The sequence below is a fragment of the Nocardiopsis sp. NPDC057823 genome, from assembly GCF_042797335.1.
In the GTDB taxonomy this organism is placed as follows: Bacteria; Actinomycetota; Actinomycetes; order Streptosporangiales; family Streptosporangiaceae; genus Nocardiopsis; species Nocardiopsis changdeensis.
In genome coordinates this window covers 43,598-59,185 of the sequence record NZ_JBHVLR010000012.1, presented here as the reverse complement: position 1 = coordinate 59,185, position 15,588 = coordinate 43,598, and the positions used below count along the sequence as shown (strand labels likewise).

Sequence of the window (15,588 nt, the reverse complement as noted above, 5' to 3'; positions counted from 1 at the left end):
CTACCGGGTCCCCCTCTCCGCGTACTCGGCGACCTGCTCGATGTTGGTCCCGTCGATGAACGCCGGGCCGGTCAGGACGGCCTCGCCGCCGCCGAGGGTGTTGCCGTTGGTGTTGAACAGCCACAGGGAGTCGACCGCCAGGTAGCCCTGGAGGTAGGGCTGCTGGTCGACGGCCCAGGCGACGTCGCCGGCGCGGACCAGCTCGACGAGTTCGGCGCTGGTGTCGAAGGTGGCCACGGTGGCCTGGGACCCCGCGTCGGCGACGGCGTCCACGGCGGTGACGGCGATGGGCGCGCCCAGGGCCGCCACGTGGTCGACGTCGGCGGACTCCTCCAGGCGGGAGGAGATGGTGGAGCGCACCTCGGGCATGTTGGCGCTGTCGACGTACAGGACCTCGGACTCGCCGTCGAAGGCCTCGGCCAGGCCCTCGCAGCGGGCCTCCAGGGAGACGTTGCCCTGCTCGTGGATGACGCAGACGGCGTTCCGGGCCCCCTCCTCGTTGAGGCGCTCGCCGTAGGCCTCCCCGGCCAGGCGCTCGTCGGTGCCGAAGTACTGCTGGACGCCCATGTCCTGCCACTGGTCCATGCCGGCGTTGAGGGCGACCACGGGGATGCCCGCCTCGGTGGCGGCGGTGACGGCGTCCCGCATGGCGTCGGGCGAGGGCAGGGTGACGGCGATGCCGTCGACGCCGCGGTCGACGGCGTTCTGCACGAGGTTGGCCTGCTCGGAGGCCTCGGGGTCGGCGGTGTACTCCAGGTTCACGCCGCTCTTCTCGGCCGCGGCCTCGGCGCCGGTGCGGACGATGTCCCAGAAGGTGTCGCCCTGGACCTGGTGGGTGATCATCGCGATGGTCAGCTCGGGGGCCGGGGCGCCGTCTCCGGCGGGTTCCCCGCGTCCCCCCTCGGAGCTGCACGCGGTGGCGGCCAGCAGTGTCGCGGCGGCGGCCAGGGCCAGTGAGGTGCGGGGTTTCGGGCGTTGCATGGGTCGTGGGCCCTCTCGGTCGGGGGACGGTTCGGTGGTGCGGCGGGCCGGGTCAGGGCCTCCTCTGGCGGCGGGCGCCCAGGCCGCAGGAGTTGAGGTAGCGGCGGGTGCGCTCGGCGATGGGCGCGGGCACGTCGGGCTCGCACGGATACAGGTCCTGTTCGACGATGACGAACAGGCGGGCGTCGACGTCGCGGAGCGCTTCGATGACGGCGGCGGGGGCGGGCTCCCCGGCGGGCGGTTCCACGCACACCCCCAGTTCGACGGCCTCGCCGAAGGACAGGCCCTCGGCGTGGACGCGGCGCAGGACCGCCGGGTCCATCTGCTTGATGTGGACGTAGCCGACGCGTTCGGCGTAGCGGCGGATCAGGTCCACGGCGTCGCCGCCACCGTAGGCCACGTGCCCGGTGTCCAGGCACAGCGACACCAGGTCGGGGTCGGTGGCGTCGAGGAAGCGCTCGATCTCGGGCTGGGTGAGCACGTGGGTGTCGGCGTGGGGGTGCAGGCACAGCCGCACGCCGTAGTCGCCCAGGAGCATGCGGCCCAGCTCGTCGGCGGTGGCGGTGAGCTCGGCCCACTGGCGGGCGTCCAGGTGGGGCGGTTCGGTGTAGGCGCCGGTCTTCTCGTCGCGGAACATGGGCGGGATCAGCACGAGGTGGCGGGCGCCCACGGCGGCGGTGAGCCCGGCGACGGCGCGCACCACGGCCACGGTGTCCTCGCGGGCGCGGGGGTCGTGGAGGTTGCCGAACGCGGTGCCGCCGCTGACCTTCAGCCCCCGGCGGCCCACCTCGTCGGCGAGCCGGTCGGGGTCGGTTGGCAGGTAGCCGTAGGGGCCCAGTTCGAGCCACTCGTAGCCGGTGGCGGCGAGCTCGTCGAGGAAGCGGTCCCAGGGGACCTGGCGTTCGTCGTCGGGGAACCACACCCCCCAGGAGTCGGGGGCCGATCCCAGGATCAGCCCGTCCTGGGCGGGGCCGGTGGCCTCTGTCATCCGTTCGGTCCCTTTCTGAAGGTGACGGGGCTACAGGTGGTGGCGGCGGGCGGTGCGGGCGCGCTCGTAGGCCTCGCGGGCCCGGCGCGTGGTGTCGAGCTCGGAGGTCTGGGCGACGGGCACGTCCCACCAGGCGCCGGAGTCGGGCCCGGGGGCGCGGGGGTCGGTGCGCACCTCGATGACGGTGACCCCCGTGCCGTCGCGGGCGCCGCGCAGGGCGTCGCGCAGGTCGTCCAGGGTGCGGGCGCGCACCGCGCGGGCGCCCAGGGAGGCGGCGTTGGCGGCCAGGTCGATCGGCAGCGGCGGTCCGTCGTCGCGCCCGGTGACGGGGTCGCGGCGGCGGTGGGCGGTGCCCAGGCGCTGGGAGCCGACCGACTCCGACAGCCCGCCGATGGAGGCGAAGCCGCGGTTGTCCACGACGACGACGGTGACCTTGAGGTCCTCGGCGACCATGGTGGCGATCTCCTGGGCCATCATCAGGTAGGAGCCGTCGCCGACCAGGACGACGACCTCCCGGTCGGGGGCGGCCATGCGCACCCCCAGCCCGGCGGCGACCTCGTAGCCCATGCAGGAGTAGGCGTACTCGACGTGGTAGGCCTTGGGGTCGCGGGCCCGCCAGAGCGCCTGGAGGTCGCCGGGCATGCTCCCGGCGGCGTTGACCACCACGTCGCGGTCGTCGAGGACGTCGTTGAGCACGCCCAGGACGGCGGTCTGGGCGAGCAGGCCGTCGGCCGCCGGGGCGCGGTGCAGGCGGTCGACCTCGGCGGCCCAGTCCGCGGCCAGCTCCCGGGCGCGGCGTTCCTGCGCGGCGGGGACGCGGTACCCGTCCAGGGCGGCGCGCAGGGCGGCCAGGGCCTCGCGGGCGTCGGCGACCACGGTGAGGGCGCCGAGCTTGGCGGCGTCCGCGCGGGCGATGTTGACGTTGACCAGCCGCACGCCGGGGTCGCCGAACACGCTGCGGCTGGCGGTGGTGAAGTCGCTGTAGCGGGTGCCCACCCCGACGACCACGTCGGCGTCGGCGGCCAGGGCGTTGGCGGCGGCGGTCCCGGTGGCGCCCAGCCCGCCGACCGAGCACGGGTGGTCCCAGGGCAGGGCCCCCTTGCCGGCGTGGGTGTCGGCGACGGGGATGCCGGTGGCCTCGGCCAGCGCCCGCAGCTCGGCCGCCGCCCCGGAGTACACCACCCCGCCCCCGGCGACCAGCAGCGGGCGCCGCGCGGCGCGGACCGCGGCGGCGGCGCGTTCCAGGGCGGCGGTGTCGGGGCGGGGCCGGTCCACGTGCCAGACGCGGTCGCGGAAGAACGCCTCGGGCCAGTCGTGGGCCTCGGCCTGCACGTCCTGGGGCAGGCACAGGGTGACGGCGCCGGTCTCGGCGGGGTCGGTGAGCACCCGCATCGCGGCCAGGGCCGCGGGGACCAGCTGTTCGGGCCGGGTGACGCGGTCCCAGTACTTGGAGACCGGGCGCAGGGCGTCGTTGACGGTGGCGTCCCCCGCCCGGGTGTCCTCCAGCTGCTGGAGCGCCGGATCCACCGCGCGGGTGGCGAACATGTCCGAGGGCAGCAGCAGGACCGGGAGCCGGTTGGTGGTGGCCAGGGCGGCCCCGGTGACCATGTTGGTGGAGCCGGGCCCGGTGGAGGCGGTGCAGGCGAAGGCCGACAGCCGGTCGCTCGCCTTGGCGTAAGCGGTGGCGGCGTGCACCATGGCCTGCTCGTTGCGGGCCGGGTGGTAGGGCAGGTCGGCCTCGCCGGTGACGGCGGCCTGGAGCAGGGCCTGGCCCAGCCCGGCGACGTTGCCGTGGCCGAAGACGCCCCACACCCCGGCGATGAGGCGGCGGCGCTCGCCGTCGCGTTCGGTGTACTGGGCGGCCAGGAACCGGACCAGTGCCTGGGCGGTGGTCAGGCGCACGGTGTCGCTCATCGGCCCTCCCCCGGCCCCTGGGCGGTGCACAGCGGCAGCCGCGGGTCCGTCGGCAGACCGGCCCAGGTGTCGCGGACCCAGCCGTGGGCGGGGTCGTCGGTGATGTGCCAGGCGCGCTCCTCGCCCGGCCCGGCCATGACGTTCAGGTAGTACAGGTCGTAGCCCGGGGCGGCCATGGAGGGCCCGTGCCAGCCGTGCGGGATGAGGACGACGTCCTCGGAGCGCACCTCGGCGAGCAGGTCGGCGGGCCGGTCGTGGTCGCCGTAGACCCGCTGGTAGCCCATGCCGGGGCCGCGGGGTCCGCGGGCGACCTCGAAGTAGTAGATCTCCTCCAGCTCGCACTCGGTGCCGGTGGCCTCGTCGTGCTTGTGCGGCGGGTAGGAGGACCAGTTGGCGGCCGGGGTGAGGACCTCGCAGCAGATGAGCCGGTCGGCCTCGAAGCTCTCGGGGGTGCACAGGTTGTTGACCTGGCGGGAGGCCTGCCCGGCGCCGCGCAGCTCGACCGGGACCTTCTCGGCGGGCCCGTAGCGGGCGGGCAGGCGCCGCTCGCAGCGGGCCGAGGGCAGGGCGAAGCGGCCGCCCCCGGCGGAGGCGACGGTCGCGTGGGCGTCCCGGGGCAGGTAGGCGAAGTCGCTGACCCGCGAGAACACGTCCCTGCGGCCGGTCAGCCCGAACACCTCCCCCTCGCCGGTGGTGACGGTGCAGCCGCCGTCCAGGGGCAGGACCAGGGTCTCGGCCCCGCCGGTGGCGATGCGCGCGCTCGCGCCCGGGGCCAGGTGCAGCACCCGCAGCCCGGAGTAGGTCCATCCGGCGGCCTCGGGGGTGACGACCGTGCGGAAGGGCGGCGCCGCGGTGCTGAGCGCCGGGAGGTGGTGGCGGTGTTCGGTGGATGTCACAGGAGCCCCACTGCGGTGTCGACTGCGGCCTCGACGTCGTCGTCGGCCGGGTACAGGAGTGAACGGCCCACCGTCAGTCCGATGACGGTGGGCAGGGTCAGGGCCTCGGCCCAGCGCTCGTAGGCGGCCTCGGGGTCGGCGGCGGCCTCGCCGCCCAGCAGGACCACGGGCAGGGTGCTGGCGGCGGCGACGCGCTCCATCCCGTCCACCACCGGCAGCTTGAGCCAGGTGCGGGCGGAGGAGTCGCCCAGCCCCGAGGCGATCGCGGCGGCGCGGGCCACCGCCTCGGTGGACAGGTCGTTGCGCAGCACGCCGCCGCTGCGCCGGGAGACGAAGGGTTCGACCATCGCCACCAGGCGGGCGGCGTTGAGCAGGCTCACCGCCCGGCCGCAGTGCTCCAGGACGGGCGCGGTGCGGCCGTCGGCGTAGTCCAGGCGCAGCAGCATCTTGCCGCCCTGGAGTCCGGCGCGGACCAGGCCGTCGGGGGTGTAGCCGGTGAAGCGGTCGTCGACCTCCCAGTCGGCCCCGGCCAGGCCGCCCCGGTTCATGGAGCCGAACACGGACTTGCCGTTCAGGGCGCCGAGCAGCAGCAGGTCCTCGACGAGGTCGGCGGTGGCCAGCACCCCGGTCACCCCGGGCCGGGCCAGTGCGGTGCACAGCCGGTCGAGCAGGTCGACGCGGTCGGCCATGGCGAGCGGGCGGCCCCCGGTGGCCAGGGCGCCGCGGGCCGGGTGGTCGGCGGCGATGATGAGGACCCGCCCGGTGGGCCCGACCGGGGAGGCGGGCCGGGCCCGGTCGGCGGCGGCCCGGGCGATGGCGTCGGGGCGGTGGACCCGGGTGGCGACCAGGTCGCGGTAGCGGTCGGCGATCACGGTGCCTCCCCCGCCGGTCCGCGGTCGGCGGGCGGGGGCTCCCGCCCGGGCTCCCCCAGCAGGCGGCGGACCTCGGCGGTGGTGGGCATGGCGTCGGCGCAGGACAGCCGGGAGGCGACGATGGCCCCGGCGGCGTTGGCGAACCGGGCGGTCTCGGCGACGCCCCAGCCGGCGAGCAGCCCGTGGCACAGGGCGCCGCCGAAGGCGTCCCCGGCGCCCAGGCCGTTGACCACCTCCACGGGGACCGGGGGTTCGCGGTGTACGGCCACGGCGGTCGCGACCAGGACCCCCTCGGGGCCCTGTTTGACCACGGCGGTCTCCAGGCCCAGGTCCAGGCCGCGCCGGGCCGCCTCGTCGGGGTCGCGGGTGCCCACGGCGACCTCCCACTCGTCGAGGTTGCCGCAGGCGGCGGTGACCAGGGGCAGGGCCCTGGCGGCCTGGGCACGGGCGTCCTCGCGGGAGTCCCAGAACATCGGCCGGTGGTCCAGGTCCAGGACGGTGTGGCCGCGGCGGCCGCGGACGCGCAGGGCCTCCAGGGTGGCGGTACGGGAGGGCTCCCGGCACAGGCCGGTGCCGGTGACCCAGAACAGGCCGGCCCCGGCGATGGCGGCTTCGTCCAGTTCGTCGGCGCCGATGAGCAGGTCGGGGGCGGGGTCGCGGCCGTAGAAGTACAGCGGGAAGTCGTCGGGCGGGAAGACCTCGCACAGGGTGACGGGGGTGGCGGTGCCCGGGACGGCGCGCACGTGCCGGTCGTCCACCCCGAACCCGGCCAGGGCCCGGCGCACGAACCGGCCCAGCGGGTCGTCGCCCACCCGGGTGAGGACGGCGGCCGAGCGGCCGTGCCGGGCGGCGGCCACGGCGACGTTGGTGGGGCTCCCTCCCAGGTACTTGCCGAAGGAGGTGACCTCGTCCAGGCCCACTCCGACCTGGTCGGGGTAGATGTCGACGCCGACCCGGCCCATGGTGAGGACCTCGGCGGGGGCGGACGGTCCGGCGGGGTAGGGCCCGGTCGCGGGTCCGTCGGGGGCGGTGGTCACGCGGTCTCCTCCCTCTCTGCTCGCCGGCGCCGGTTCAGGGCCGGACCTCGTCCACTCGGACCGGGCGGTGCTCGCGCCTGGACAGGTCGGCGGCGTCGGCGACGAGCACGGCCTCCAGCGCGTCGGCGACCGTGCACGGGCTGGGTGTTCCGTCGCGGACCATGGCGATGAACGCGGCGATCTCCGCCTCGTAGGCGGGGGTGAACCGGGACCAGAACTCCTCCCAGGGGTCGCCCGAGGGGAACGCGGTGCCGGGTTCGGCCGAGCGCAGGGGGACCCGGTCGTCGAGTCCGACGGCCAGGGTGGCGTGTGTTCCGGCCAGTTCCATGCGCACGTCGTACCCCGCGCCGTTGTACCTCGACCCCTGGAGGGTGGCCAGGGTTCCGTCGGACAGCCGCAGCACGGCGGCGGAGGTGTCGACGTCGCCGTGTTCGGCGAAGTAGTCGGCGCCCCGGCCGGCCCCGTAGGCGAAGACCTCCTCGACCTCCCGGCCGGTGACCCAGCGCAGGATGTCGAAGTCGTGGACGTGGCAGTCGCGGAACAGGCCCCCGGACCCGGCGACGTAGGCGGCGGGCGGCGGGGCCATGTCGCAGGTGGTGGCGTGGACCCGGTGCAGCTCGCCCAGCTCGCCGTCGCGCAGGGCCCTGTGGGCGCGCCGGTACCCGGCGTCGAAGCGGCGCATGAAACCGATGTGCACCCGGGCCCGGGCGCGTTCGACCTCGGTGAGCACGTGCACGGTCTCGGCGACGGTGGGGGCGACGGGCTTCTCGCAGAAGACGGGGATCCCGGCGGCGGCCCCGGCGAGGATGAGGCCGGGGTGGGCGCCGGTGGCGGCGGTGACCACGAGGGCGTCGACCGCGCCGGGGGCGAGGAGGTCCTCGACCCTCTCGGCGGCCCGGGCGCCGGTGCGCTCGGCGGCCGCGCGGGCGCGGGCGGGGTCGAGGTCGGCGACGAGCAGGTCGCCGACCTCGGGTCGGGCCGCCAGGGCGGCGGCGTGCGAGAGTCCGATGCGTCCGGTTCCGATGAGGCCAATGCGCATGGAGCGCCCTTTCGAGAACGGGGGGTGTGTGCGTCACGTCACACCGGCGCCCCCATCGTCACGCCGACCCTCCCCGGTGTCAAGACTTTGTCTAGACATATGGACATCATGATCTCCGGTCAATCTGTACACTGGCACCGTGACCCAGACGCCCCTGTCGATCCCGTTGGACCGCGCCAGCCCGATCCCCCTCTACTTCCAGGTGGCCCGGGAGATCGAGCGCCGCATCCTGGAGGGGGAGCTGGCGGCGGGCACCCGCCTGGAGAACGAGGTGGTGCTGGCCGACCGGCTCGGCCTGTCCCGGCCGACCCTGCGCCGCGCCATCGGGTACCTGGTCGACCGGGGCCTGCTGGTGCGCAGGCGCGGGGTGGGCACCCAGGTGGTGCGCCCCCGGGTGCGCCGCCCGGTGGAGCTGTCCAGCCTCTACGACGACCTCACCCGCGCCGGGGAGGAGCCGCGCACCGAGGTGCTGCGGCTGGCCGTGGAGGAGCCGCCCCCGGCCGTGGCGGCCGTCCTGGAACTGCCCGAGGGGGGCCGGGCGTACACGATCGAGCGGCTGCGCCGCATCGGCGACGGGCCGCTGGCGCTGATGCGCAACCACGTGCCCGCGGACCTGGTCCGCCTGGACGAGGACGCCCTGCGCGACCACGGGCTGTACCAGCTGCTGCGGGCGGCGGGGGTGCGGCTCAAGGTCGCCTCGCAGAGCATCGGCGCGCGCGGCGCCACCGCCGCCGAGGCGCGGGTGCTGGAGGAGCGGCGCGGGGCGCCGCTCCTCACCATGGACCGCACCGTCTACGACGACGTGGGCCGGGTGGTGGAGCACGGCTCCCACCTGTACCGGGCCTCGCGGTACTCCTTCGAGCTGACCCTCACCGGCTGACCGTCCGGCGCGCCGCGGCGGCGGGGGCCGTCAGGCGTCGGGGAAGAGCGCGGCGCGCAGGGCGTCGGTCTGCGCGCGGCGGAAGCCCCTGACCACCCCGGTGTCCGCGAAGGGGACCTCGAACCCGTGGAAGGCCCCGGGCACGATGCTCAGCGCGCACGGCACCCCGGCCTCCTCCAGGCGGCGTGCGTAGGCCACGTCCTCGTCGTGGAACAGGTCGTTGGTGCCCACCCCGATCCACGCCGGGGGCAGCCCCGACAGGTCCTCCCGGCGCGCGGGCGCGGCGTAGGGCGACACCCCGTCCGAGCCCGGCGGGCGGCCCAGCAGGGCGCTCCAGGCGTAGCGGTTGGCCGAGGGCGACCACAGGTACATGTTCGCCGTGTCGATATCGGTGCGCAGCGCCGTGCGGTCGTCGAGCATCGGGTACACGAGCAGCTGGAACACCGGCCGCGGCCCGCCCCGGTCGTGGCACAGCAGCGCCAGCGCGGCGGCCAGGCCGCCCCCGGCACTGGCCCCGCCGACGGCGATGCGCCCGGGGTCGATGCCCAGCTCACCGGCGGAGGCGGCCATCCACTCCAGCGCGGCGTGGACGTCCTCCAGGCCGGCCGGGGCCGGGTGGCGCGGCGCCAGGCGGTAGCGGACGGCGACCACGGTGATGCCCAGCTCGCGGGCGAACCCGACACTGCCCCTCTCGTCCTGCGCGGGATGGCCGATCAGGTGCCCGCCGCCGTGGACCCACAGCAGCGCGGGGGTGGTGGACGGGGCGGACCGGGGCCGGTAGACCCACACCTCGACCGGCGGCGCCCCGGCGGGGCCGGGCACCGTGCGGTGCCGCACGGTCATGTCCGCGGGCACTCGGCCGGGCCGCATCCGGGACGTGAACCAGCGCATGACCCCGCTGGTGCCCCTGGTGACCGGGGGCACGGGGAGGTAGCGGATACGGCGCAGCTCGGGGTGCAGCGGGGGCATGGACGACTCCTCGGTGTTCTATGGCGGTAAGTTATCCACCGCCTCCGACACCGCCGTCCCCCGACCCCCGGCAGGCCCTACAGTGTTGACCATGCGTTGACCCCGGCCCGGGCGCATCCGGGCACCGCCCCGCTCCTTCGCGACCCCTGGAACATCCACCGCGAAGGAGATCTCACCCGTGTCCTTTTCCCTGCACATCGACGTCCCCGAGGCGCTGGTCGCCTCGCACGGCTCCAGCCCGCGGGGCCGCGCCTGGCTCGCCGCGCTGCCCGCCCTGGTCCGCGACCTCGTGGACCGCTGGTCGCTGCGCCCCGACGGCCCCGTCCGCAACGGCATGGCGGGCCTGGTCCTGCCGGTGGTGCGCCCCGACGGCACGCCGGCCGTGCTCAAGGCCCAGCCCGTCACCGAGGAGAGCGCGGGCACGGCCCTGGGCCTGCGCACCTGGAACGGCGACGGCGCGGTCCGCCTGCTGGACCACGACCCGGCCACCGGCGGCCTGCTGCTGGAACGGCTGGACGCCGCCCGCCCGCTGTCGGCAGTGCCCGACGACACCGAGGCCCTGGGGATCCTCGCCGACCTGCTGGCCCGGCTGACCGCCGTGCCCGCCCCGGCGGGGCTGCGCACCCTCGCCGACGTGGCGTCCGCCATGGTGGCGCAGGCCCCCGGAGCCGTCCCGGAGCTGCGCCGCGAGGAGGACCGCGCCCTGGTGCGCGCCTGCGCCGCCGCGGTCGCCGAGCTCCTGGACTCCCCCGGCGACCGGCTGCTGCACTGGGACCTGCACTACGACAACGTGCTGGCCGCCGACCGCGAGCCGTGGCTGGCCATCGACCCCGAGCCCCTGGCCGGGGACCCCGGGTTCGACCTGCTCCCGGCCCTGACCAACCGGTGGGAGGAGGTCCGGGCCCGCGGCGACGTGCCGCGGGCGGTGCTGCGCCGGTTCGACCTGCTCACCGAGCGGCTGGGGCTGGACCGGTCGCGCGCCGCGGGATGGACGCTGGGGCGGGTGCTCCAGGACGCGCTGTGGCAGGTGGAGGACGGCGACGACCTCCTGGAACCGGAGGGGGCCGCCGTCGCCGGGGTCCTGCTGGAGCACCGGTACTGAGCCGTCGGCGCCGGAGCCGTCAGAGCCAGGCCGGGGCGTCCGAGCCCCACCGGGTGGGCGGGGTCGCCCAGTCGGTGGGCGCCCCGGCGTAGCCGATCGGCGGGCGGGCGTAGCGCAGCCCGCCGTACGGGGAGTCCGCGGTGGTCAGCCACCGTTCGGGGTCGTGGGCGCCCTCGGCCGCGGGCACGGGGTCGATACCGTGCAGCAGCAGCCCGGCGGTCCCGGCCAGGGACAGGCGCAGGTCGCGTCCGAGGCCGTCGGCGGCCCGGTCGGTGAGGGCGCGCAGGACGGCGGCGGCCAGCAGGTACCCGGTCCCGTGGTCCAGGGCCTGGGCGGGCAGCGCGCCGGGGGCGCCGTCCTCCCCGGCCTCCGCGGCGGCGATGCCGACCCCGGCCTGCACCAGGCTGTCGAACCCGCGGCGCCCGGAGCGGGGGCCGGACCAGCCCCAGGCGCACAGGGCCGCGGTGATCACCCCGGGGCGCCGCTCGGCCAGGTCCTCGGGCGACAGCCCGTACCGGTCCAGGACCCCGGGGCGGTAGCCGGTGACCACCACGTCCGCCGAGGCCAGCAGGCCCTCGAACACCTCCCGGTCCGCGGGCTCGGCCAGGTCCAGCAGGGTGGAGCGCTTGCCGGGCGCGGTGTCGATGTGGGTGTCGCGGTCCTCGGGCAGGCGGGGGGTGTCCACCCGCAGCACGTCGGCGCCGAGCAGGGCCAGGGTGCGGGTGGCGACCGGTCCGGCGATCACCCGGGTCAGGTCCAGCACCCGCACCCCGGCGGCCGGCAGGTCCGCGGGGCCCAGGGGGCGGTCGGCCGGGCCCCACATGGGGCGCTCCTCCACGACGGGAGGGCGGGTGGGGTCGGGGTGGTCGGCCACGGCCACCGCCAGTCCCCCGGCGGCGTACACCTCCTCCTGCACCTGCCGGGCCCGCCGCCCGGCCAGCACCCGGCCCAGGGCCTCGGCGTCGGTGTCCCCGGACAGCTCCAGGGCGGCCAGCAGCCGCTCGCGGTGGTGGGGGTAGTTGGCGTGGGTGCGCACCCAGCCGTCGGCGGTGCGCCAGAACCCGGACAGGGGCGCGAACGGCACCATCGGGCGCCCGTCCACCCGCAGGTGGCGCTCGCTGACGAAGGCGGTGGCCACCGAGCCCTCGTCCACCTCCACCGGCCGCACCGGGGCGCCGCCGCGGGCGGCCAGCAGCTCGGCGGCGGCCAGCGAGCACACCCCGACGGTGGCGCGGGCCAGCTCCCGCACCGGCAGCCGGGCGGGGAGCACCGCCCCGGCACCCCGGTAGGACACCCCCTCCGCCAGGCCGGGCGGGCCGCCCAGCGCGGACCAGAGCACGGACGTGGTGACGTCGGTTCCACCCATAGGGGCATTGTGCCCAACCCGGCGGCCCTCCCCCGCCCCGGGCCCCGCATGCCGGGTGTCCGCCCTCGGCCGCCCTCCGCACGGCCCGGCTCCGCCCCGGCCCCCACCGGCCGGGATAGACTCGCGGCGGCGATGGATCCCGCCGGGGCGCCCGCCCGAACCGCCGGTCGGCTGATGGTTCCTGCACCGTTTCCACGGGGCGGGTCCGGCCCGCCCGGAAGGGTTCGGCGATGACACGCACACCGGCGCGGCCCGCGGCCGCGGGGACCGCCCCCGGGCCCCGCACGCACATCCTCGGCACGGCACTGCTGGTCGCGGCCGGGTCCGCGGTCGGCACGCTCGCGCGCGCGGGCATCGGCGCGACCCTTCCCGCCGGGGCGGGCCAGTGGCCGTGGGCGACCTTCGGCGTCAACGTCCTGGGGAGCCTCCTGCTGGGCGCCCTCCTGGAGGCGCTCTCCCGCTCGGGCGGGGACACCGGGTGGCGCAGGCGGGTCCGCCTGGGCGCGGGCACCGGCGTGCTCGGGGGGTTCACCACCTACAGCACGTACGTGATCGAGGTCGGCCGGCTCGCCGGCTCCGGGCACCCGTCCGTCGCCGCGGCCTACGCGGTGGCGAGCGTCGCCGCCGGGGTCGCCGCGGCCGGGGTCGGCGTCGCGGGGGCGGCGGCGGTCGCGCGCCGCGCGGGGCGGGGGCGGTGATGGTCCTGCTGCTGATGACAGCGCTGGCCGGCGGGGCGGGGGGCGCCTGCCGGTTCCTGGTCGACACCGCGCTGACCCGGGGCGGCCGGACCCGGCTGCCGGTGGGCACGCTCACCGTGAACGTCTCCGCCTGCCTGCTGCTGGGCCTGCTCACCGGGTACGCCCTCGCCCACGGGCACGCCGGCGGCCTCCCCGAGGTCGCCGGGGTGGGGTTCCTGGGCGGCTACTCGACGTTCGGCACGGCCTCGGTGGAGGCGGTCCGGCTGCTGCGCGCGGGCTCCCGGGGCGTCGCGCTCGTGTACGCCTGGGGAATGCTCCTGCTCGGCCTGCTCGCCTCCGCGCTGGGGCTGCTCGTGGGCGGCCTCCTCCCCTGACCGGGCGGCACGTCCCGTTCGTGGCCGTGTGTCCGCATAGGGGACACTGGGGCGGTGACCACCCAGAGGGAGGACGGATGAACGAGGCGGCGATCCGCGTCTACGGGGCCGACTGGTGCCGGGACTGCCGGCGCACGAAGAAGCAGCTCACCGACCTGGCGGTGCCCTTCGAGTACATCGACGTCGAGCACGACCCGGCCGCGACCGAGCGGGCGCGGGAGATCTCGGGGAGGACGAACATCCCGGTGGTCGTCTACCCCGACGGGACCCACCACGTCGAACCGGACAACGCGCAGGTCGAGGCGAAGCTCCGCGAGCTGTCGGTGATCTGAGCCGGACGCGGCGCCGCACCCGCGCGGCGCCGCCCCGGCCCGGGGCCGTCTCAGCCGGCGGCCCGCACCGCCTCCCCCATGCGCCGCACCGCCTCCGTGAGGACCGCCCCGGACGTGGCGAAGTTCAGGCGTACCCGGCCCGCGCCGCCGGAGCCGAAGGTGTGGCCGGAGCTGAGCGCCACCCGCGCCCGGTCCAGGAAGACGCGCGCCGGGCCCGCCAGGTCGGTGACGACCCCGGGGCCGTCCGTGTCGCGGGGGTCGTCGAACCCCAGCCCCCGGCAGTCCAGCCAGGCCAGGTAGGTGCCCTCCGGTGGGGTGTACCCGACACCGGGCAGGTGCTCGGCGAGCAGCCTCCCCAGCAGTTCGCGGTTGGCGGCCAGGCCCGCCAGCAGGGCGTCGAGCCACGCGCCGCCCTCGTTCAGGGCGGCGGTGTGCGCCAGCGCGCCGAGGTGGCTGGGCCCGTGGCCGACCTCCTCGGGCATGCGGGCCAGGTCGTCCGCCGCACCGGGTCCGGCGAGCACGAGGCCCGCCTTGAGCCCGGCGAGGTTCCAGGCCTTGGAGGCCGAGGTGACGGCGAAGGCGTCCTCCGCGCCGTCGACGCTGAGGTAGGGGGTGAACCGCGCGCCGTCGAGCACCAGCGGGGCGTGGATCTCGTCGGCGACCACCCGGACGCCGTACTCCCGGGCGAGGGCGGCCACGGCCGCGAGCTCGTCGGGGGTGTGCACCGCGCCGGTCGGGTTGTGGGGGTTGCACAGCAGGTGGGCGGGGCGGCCGCCGCGGGCGCGGGCGGCGGCGTAGGCCTCCCCCAGCGCGTCGAGGTCGAGGCGGCCGTCCGCGCCGAGCGGCGCCGCGGCCACCCGCCGGTCGGCGTGGGTGACGAAGGCGTGGAACGGCGGGTACACGGGCGGGTTGACGACCACCGTGTCGCCCGGCCCGGTGACCAGGCGCAGGACCTCGACGATGCCGAGCATGACGTCGGGGACGAGGGCGGTGTGTTCCACCTCCGGGCCCTTCCAGCCCCAGCGGCGCTGCGCGAACCCCGCAAGCGCCTCGGCGTAGGCGCGTCCGCCGACGGGGTAGCCGGTGTCGCCGAGCTCCACCGCGCGGTGCAGCGCCCGGGCGACCGGCTCGGCCAGGGGCACGTCCATCTCGGCCACCCACAGGGGCAGCACGTCCTCCGGGTAGGTACGCCACTTCATGCTCGTGCGCCGGCGCAGGTCCTCCACGGTCGGCTGCTCCAAGGGGTTGGGCACGTCCGCGGCCGTGTGTTCCATGCTCGCTCCCCGGGGTCGGTTCGGCCGCCCGGCGCGGTGCGGCCCGCACCGGCGGCCCTCTCGGTCTCCCCTTCTATCCGTTCCCGGCGGGCTCGGGCAACCCCCGCCCCCCACCGTTCCCCCGCCGCGGCGGGGCGCCCGATGTACACGGCGCCCGGCCGGGGCGGGTCAGGTCGACGTGTAGAGGCCGGCGATCGCGGAGAGCACCCGGTCGCGGGCCGCGTCGGCGTCCTCGCGGCCGATGAGGACGTAGTAGGCCAGGCCCTCCGCGAGGGCGGCCAGGGCGACCGCCTCCCGGTCCGGCTCCACCGCGGCCGGGAGCGCGCCGGCCTCCCGGTCCCGGCGCAGCAGGTCGGCGAGCCGCCCGTGGAAGCGCTCGTACTCGCCGCGCATGCGGTCGGCGATGGACTCCTCCGACAGGGCCAGCGCGGTGAAGGACTGGCGGATGCGCATGTGGGTGCGCGTGGGCGCGTCGTAGGGGATCAGCTCGGTGAGGACCGCGGTCAGCGCCTCGCGGGGCGGGGAGTCCGCGCCGGCCCGGGCGGCGATGCGGGCGCTGCTCAGGGCGTTGGCCCGGTCGAAGGCGGCCTCGATCAGCTCGTGGCGGGCCGGGAAGTAGTGCTGGACCCGGCCGGGCGAGACCCCGGCGCGGGCGGCGACCGTGCTCTGCGACACCGCCGAGAGGCCCTCGGCGGCCACCACCTCCAGCACCGCGTCCGCGATCTCGTTCCGGCGCCGTTCGTACGCGGCCCCCCGGCCGCGGGCCCGTCGCTCCATCCCCGCCCCCCTTTTCCAATGTGGGCACATCGGTTTGACCGGGCCATCGTAGCCCGGCTACGGTCTCAGGCAAACCGATGTGGTCACAT

Annotated in this window: 16 protein-coding genes and 1 riboswitch; of the genes, 5 read left to right on the top strand and 11 right to left on the bottom strand. The window is 76.6% G+C overall.

All coding sequences use genetic code 11. The features are described from left to right. The 7 genes from ACFVNO_RS19625 to ACFVNO_RS19595 all read right to left on the bottom strand — a co-directional run bounded on the left by ACFVNO_RS19625 (position 1) and on the right by ACFVNO_RS19595 (position 7,727). On the bottom strand, positions 1-981 hold the full coding sequence (locus tag ACFVNO_RS19625; RefSeq protein ID WP_378894396.1) for a sugar ABC transporter substrate-binding protein: 981 nt from the start codon (positions 979-981) through the stop codon (positions 1-3). Between the two features lie 52 nt (positions 982-1,033). Next, on the bottom strand, positions 1,034-1,969 hold the full coding sequence (locus ACFVNO_RS19620) for a TIM barrel protein (protein WP_378894393.1): 936 nt from the start codon (positions 1,967-1,969) through the stop codon (positions 1,034-1,036). Positions 1,970-1,999: 30 nt separating this feature from the next. Beyond that, positions 2,000-3,883 (bottom strand): 3D-(3,5/4)-trihydroxycyclohexane-1,2-dione acylhydrolase (decyclizing), encoded by a 1,884-nt coding sequence (gene iolD, locus ACFVNO_RS19615; RefSeq protein ID WP_355259221.1) that lies wholly within the window; start codon positions 3,881-3,883, stop codon positions 2,000-2,002. Continuing rightward, a complete protein-coding gene (iolB, locus tag ACFVNO_RS19610) occupies positions 3,880-4,779 on the bottom strand; it encodes a 5-deoxy-glucuronate isomerase (RefSeq protein WP_355259218.1) in 900 nt (299 codons plus the stop codon). Before iolB ends, iolD begins: the two co-directional genes overlap by 4 nt. Next, positions 4,776-5,651: an aldolase gene (locus tag ACFVNO_RS19605; protein ID WP_220561652.1), complete on the bottom strand. Its 876-nt coding sequence runs from the start codon at positions 5,649-5,651 to the stop codon at positions 4,776-4,778. The genes iolB and ACFVNO_RS19605 overlap by 4 nt, the downstream gene beginning before the upstream one ends. Then, positions 5,648-6,613, bottom strand: coding sequence for a 5-dehydro-2-deoxygluconokinase (gene iolC / locus ACFVNO_RS19600; RefSeq protein ID WP_355259588.1), 966 nt, complete (start codon positions 6,611-6,613; stop codon positions 5,648-5,650). The genes ACFVNO_RS19605 and iolC overlap by 4 nt, the downstream gene beginning before the upstream one ends. A 109-nt stretch (positions 6,614-6,722) precedes the next feature. Then, positions 6,723-7,727 carry a Gfo/Idh/MocA family oxidoreductase gene (locus ACFVNO_RS19595; RefSeq protein ID WP_355259212.1) on the bottom strand — a complete coding sequence of 335 codons (1,005 nt, stop codon included), beginning with the start codon at positions 7,725-7,727 and terminating at the stop codon, positions 6,723-6,725. A 139-nt stretch (positions 7,728-7,866) separates the two neighbouring features. On the opposite strand from ACFVNO_RS19595, the gene ACFVNO_RS19590 reads away from it, so the two are divergent. Then, positions 7,867-8,607 (top strand): GntR family transcriptional regulator, encoded by a 741-nt coding sequence (locus tag ACFVNO_RS19590; RefSeq protein WP_378894387.1) that lies wholly within the window; start codon positions 7,867-7,869, stop codon positions 8,605-8,607. 30 nt (positions 8,608-8,637) lie between these two features. Here the strand turns inward: ACFVNO_RS19590 and ACFVNO_RS19585 are convergent, their stop codons facing one another. After that, positions 8,638-9,576 (bottom strand): alpha/beta hydrolase, encoded by a 939-nt coding sequence (locus ACFVNO_RS19585; RefSeq protein WP_378894384.1) that lies wholly within the window; start codon positions 9,574-9,576, stop codon positions 8,638-8,640. 178 nt (positions 9,577-9,754) lie between these two features. On the opposite strand from ACFVNO_RS19585, the gene ACFVNO_RS19580 reads away from it, so the two are divergent. Then, a complete protein-coding gene (locus ACFVNO_RS19580) occupies positions 9,755-10,678 on the top strand; it encodes an aminoglycoside phosphotransferase family protein (RefSeq protein WP_355259203.1) in 924 nt (307 codons plus the stop codon). Positions 10,679-10,697: 19 nt separating this feature from the next. On the opposite strand, the gene ACFVNO_RS19575 is transcribed toward ACFVNO_RS19580, so the two are convergent. Continuing rightward, the gene (locus ACFVNO_RS19575; RefSeq protein WP_378894380.1) at positions 10,698-12,044 is read right to left on the bottom strand and encodes a CoA transferase; all 1,347 of its coding nucleotides are present in this window, start codon (positions 12,042-12,044) and stop codon (positions 10,698-10,700) included. Positions 12,045-12,163: 119 nt separating this feature from the next. Beyond that, positions 12,164-12,235, top strand: a riboswitch (Fluoride riboswitch). A 39-nt stretch (positions 12,236-12,274) separates the two neighbouring features. Between ACFVNO_RS19575 and ACFVNO_RS19570 the strand changes: the two genes are divergently transcribed. The 3 genes from ACFVNO_RS19570 to ACFVNO_RS19560 all read left to right on the top strand — a co-directional run bounded on the left by ACFVNO_RS19570 (position 12,275) and on the right by ACFVNO_RS19560 (position 13,448). Further along, the gene (locus ACFVNO_RS19570) at positions 12,275-12,742 is read left to right on the top strand and encodes a fluoride efflux transporter FluC (protein ID WP_378894377.1); all 468 of its coding nucleotides are present in this window, start codon (positions 12,275-12,277) and stop codon (positions 12,740-12,742) included. After that, complete coding sequence (locus ACFVNO_RS19565; RefSeq protein WP_378894374.1) at positions 12,742-13,116, top strand: fluoride efflux transporter FluC; 375 nt, start codon at positions 12,742-12,744, stop codon at positions 13,114-13,116. The genes ACFVNO_RS19570 and ACFVNO_RS19565 overlap by 1 nt, the downstream gene beginning before the upstream one ends. 77 nt (positions 13,117-13,193) lie before the next feature. After that, positions 13,194-13,448: a glutaredoxin domain-containing protein gene (locus ACFVNO_RS19560; protein ID WP_220561661.1), complete on the top strand. Its 255-nt coding sequence runs from the start codon at positions 13,194-13,196 to the stop codon at positions 13,446-13,448. A gap of 50 nt (positions 13,449-13,498) precedes the next feature. Here the strand turns inward: ACFVNO_RS19560 and ACFVNO_RS19555 are convergent, their stop codons facing one another. Then, positions 13,499-14,722 carry an aminotransferase class I/II-fold pyridoxal phosphate-dependent enzyme gene (locus ACFVNO_RS19555; RefSeq protein WP_355259191.1) on the bottom strand — a complete coding sequence of 408 codons (1,224 nt, stop codon included), beginning with the start codon at positions 14,720-14,722 and terminating at the stop codon, positions 13,499-13,501. Between the two features lie 168 nt (positions 14,723-14,890). Beyond that, a complete protein-coding gene (locus ACFVNO_RS19550) occupies positions 14,891-15,499 on the bottom strand; it encodes a TetR/AcrR family transcriptional regulator (RefSeq protein ID WP_378894370.1) in 609 nt (202 codons plus the stop codon). Between the last annotated feature and the right edge of the window lie 89 nt (positions 15,500-15,588).